Genomic DNA, 2,226 nt, shown 5'->3' with positions numbered 1-2,226 from the left:
GAACGTGAAGAGGAGGGGGTTCCTCAAGTTGCTGAGAATGATACTTAACAACGAGGTATCAAAAGTGATCATAGCCTACCCGGACAGGCTGGTGAGGTTCGGCTTCGAGATAGTGGAGGAAGTATGCAGAGCACACAATTGTGAAATAGTCGCGCTAAACAAGGAAGACAAAACACCAGAACAAGAGTTGATAGAGGACCTAACCTCCATCTTGGTATCGTTCAGCGAGAAATTGCAAGGAATGGGGAGTCACAAGTATGAGAAGGTGAGGAAGTGCGTCGAGGAAATTAAGACTTAGAAACTTTACACCAGAGGAGGAGTACGTCTACCTAACGTACTCCTTGAAGAACGACGAGGGGGAGGAGAGCAGGATATTACTAGAGAACTATAAGACATTACTACAAAAAGCGTTAGACTGGTTGTGGGAAAAGACGAAGGTGGAGAGGAAGGAGTTAAAAAGGGTAAGAAAACCTTCACGAAGGTCAAGATAACCCTCCCCGAGAAGAAGGAGGTTTACAAGGGGTTGAGGGACGAGCTTGAGGAGGTCAACGTCCTAGCTTCCCACTACGCTGACAAGGCAATAAGCGACGCTCAATGTTGAGGGGTTGGAGGAGGGCTGAAAAGGGACGAGCGTCGTTGAGGAAACCTAGATTGAAGAAGGTTTACGTTAGGGATAAGTCAACGCTCAGGAAGGTTGAGGGCGAAACTGTTAGGATAACTGTTAAACCTCACCAGTACATTACCTTCTCCTGGTCCCACACCTGGTTTTCACGGAGGGTCAAAGGGCTTGAACTGGGTGAGCCCGTGATAAAGGAGGACAAGGTTCACCTACCATTCCGTCACAGATTACCCCGGTTTACTCCCCTGGACTTCCTGGCAGTTGACAGTAACCTCTACACGCTGGACGCTTACGACGGCGAGAAGTTCGTCACGTTTTTCATGAGGGAGTTGTACAGCCTCAAGTTTGGGATGGAGTTGAAGAGGGGTAGAATCAAGTCCTTCGCTTCCAAGCACGGTAGGAAAGGGGGGAAGCTGATGGGGAAGTACTCTCACCGTGAAAGGGACCGCGTCCTAGATTACGTTCACAAGTTCGTGAACAAGTTGCTGGAGTTGTATCCCGTGAAGACGTTCGCTGTTGAGAAGTTGGACAAACAGTCAATGTTCCAAGATGCCGACGACAAGTTGTCTAAGGAAATATCTAGGACTGTATGGAGGTCGATCCACCGTGTGTTGAAGTACAAGGCCCCACTATACGGCTCCCTAGTTAAGGAGGTGAACCCTCACCTCACATCCAAGTCCTGCCCCAGATGTGGACGGGTTTCCCGAAAGGTAGGACTTTCAGGTGTGAGAGGTGTGGTTTCACCCTGGACAGGCAACTGAACGCATCCCTCAACATCTTCCTCAAGGTGTGCGGGTTTCCCCACCTCTTTCTCACTCCCTCTGGGAGTAGGTGGGTTGGGGTTACCCCGTTAAGGGGGCGGAGGAGTAACGGGTTTCCCCGCGACTCCTGTGAAGCTCAAGGGCTGAGAATTGATATTAAATATTATGAAATCCTATGAAGCGTGAACCTCAACTAGCAGTTATTAGATATCGCCTTGATTACGAGGGCCATATCCGATACCTATGACTGTAGCCAGTCGTAGTATAGTGGACGACTTAGGATTCGAATATTCCTCCAACGCTGGCACGTACTTGGGTCTTGGGAACCCAGTCCCCAGAACCAGTATACAGCAGTTATGGGACTTTCCCTTAGGTACCGCCCTGTAATCAAGGTAAAATCTGATAACTGCTGCAGTATATATGCAGACATGTTCCTGCTCTTCCCCACTATTACCACGCCCCTACCCCGTACCTAGTTCGGGGATAAGGATCCACCGAATAGTAAGGATACTCCTGGTACGTAACCTAATGCCCGCTCCTGATCATTATCCTCATTAAAATCATCATAGGGTAGTGGTTATTGGTCATCAGTTATACGACTTTCCCTCATTCGTTTCCCTTGCTCCGCTAATCTTTCCCTACATACATTACTCTACCGTCCCTCAAGGTGAGCTTGATACACTTCTTGCCGCTCTTCACCTTATAGAAGGTGACCTTGCCGTCCAATGTGGAACCGGCAACTATTACACCTTTGGAGTGGAGCTCTTCCACGAGCCTACACAGGTCTCCAGGAGGCATCTCCTCCTTAATCTCCACCACGTCCGATTTCCTAACTTTCACTGGAGA

The 2,226-nt window shown here is 49.0% G+C and carries 6 protein-coding genes; 5 read left to right on the top strand and 1 reads right to left on the bottom strand.

What is annotated here, in order from left to right; translation table 11 throughout:
• The 5 genes from METMK1DRAFT_RS00070 to METMK1DRAFT_RS16925 all read left to right on the top strand — a co-directional run.
• On the top strand, positions 1-298 hold a 298-nt coding region (locus METMK1DRAFT_RS00070), incomplete at its 5' end, for a recombinase family protein (protein ID WP_009069262.1).
• Positions 299-421: 123 nt separating this feature from the next.
• Positions 422-601 carry a hypothetical protein gene (locus METMK1DRAFT_RS19770; protein ID WP_009069261.1) on the top strand — a complete coding sequence of 60 codons (180 nt, stop codon included), beginning with the start codon at positions 422-424 and terminating at the stop codon, positions 599-601.
• A gap of 35 nt (positions 602-636) precedes the next feature.
• Positions 637-1,380 carry an IS200/IS605 family accessory protein TnpB-related protein gene (locus METMK1DRAFT_RS19765; RefSeq protein WP_425357370.1) on the top strand — a complete coding sequence of 248 codons (744 nt, stop codon included), beginning with the start codon at positions 637-639 and terminating at the stop codon, positions 1,378-1,380.
• On the top strand, positions 1,308-1,559 hold the full coding sequence (locus METMK1DRAFT_RS19760) for a zinc ribbon domain-containing protein (RefSeq protein ID WP_425357369.1): 252 nt from the start codon (positions 1,308-1,310) through the stop codon (positions 1,557-1,559). Before METMK1DRAFT_RS19765 ends, METMK1DRAFT_RS19760 begins: the two co-directional genes overlap by 73 nt.
• 64 nt (positions 1,560-1,623) lie before the next feature.
• Positions 1,624-1,767 carry a hypothetical protein gene (locus METMK1DRAFT_RS16925; protein WP_009069257.1) on the top strand — a complete coding sequence of 48 codons (144 nt, stop codon included), beginning with the start codon at positions 1,624-1,626 and terminating at the stop codon, positions 1,765-1,767.
• Between the two features lie 240 nt (positions 1,768-2,007).
• Here the strand turns inward: METMK1DRAFT_RS16925 and METMK1DRAFT_RS18020 are convergent.
• Positions 2,008-2,226, bottom strand: a 219-nt coding sequence (locus METMK1DRAFT_RS18020; RefSeq protein ID WP_009069255.1) for a hypothetical protein, incomplete at its 5' end; no start/stop codon positions are given.

It is taken from the genome of Metallosphaera yellowstonensis MK1, from assembly GCF_000243315.1.
Lineage (GTDB): Archaea > Thermoproteota > Thermoprotei_A > Sulfolobales > Sulfolobaceae > Metallosphaera > Metallosphaera yellowstonensis.
Note: the sequence above shows the minus strand (reverse complement) of the source record. Positions and strands in the feature narration are given on the sequence as shown.

Bases quoted from the DNA above. Each gene is read 5' to 3' on its own strand.
- METMK1DRAFT_RS16925 (WP_009069257.1), top strand. From the start codon at position 1,624: ATGACTGTAGCCAGTCGTAGTATAGTGGACGACTTAGGATTCGAATAT.
- METMK1DRAFT_RS19760 (WP_425357369.1), top strand. From the start codon at position 1,308: ATGTGGACGGGTTTCCCGAAAGGTAGGACTTTCAGGTGTGAGAGGTGT.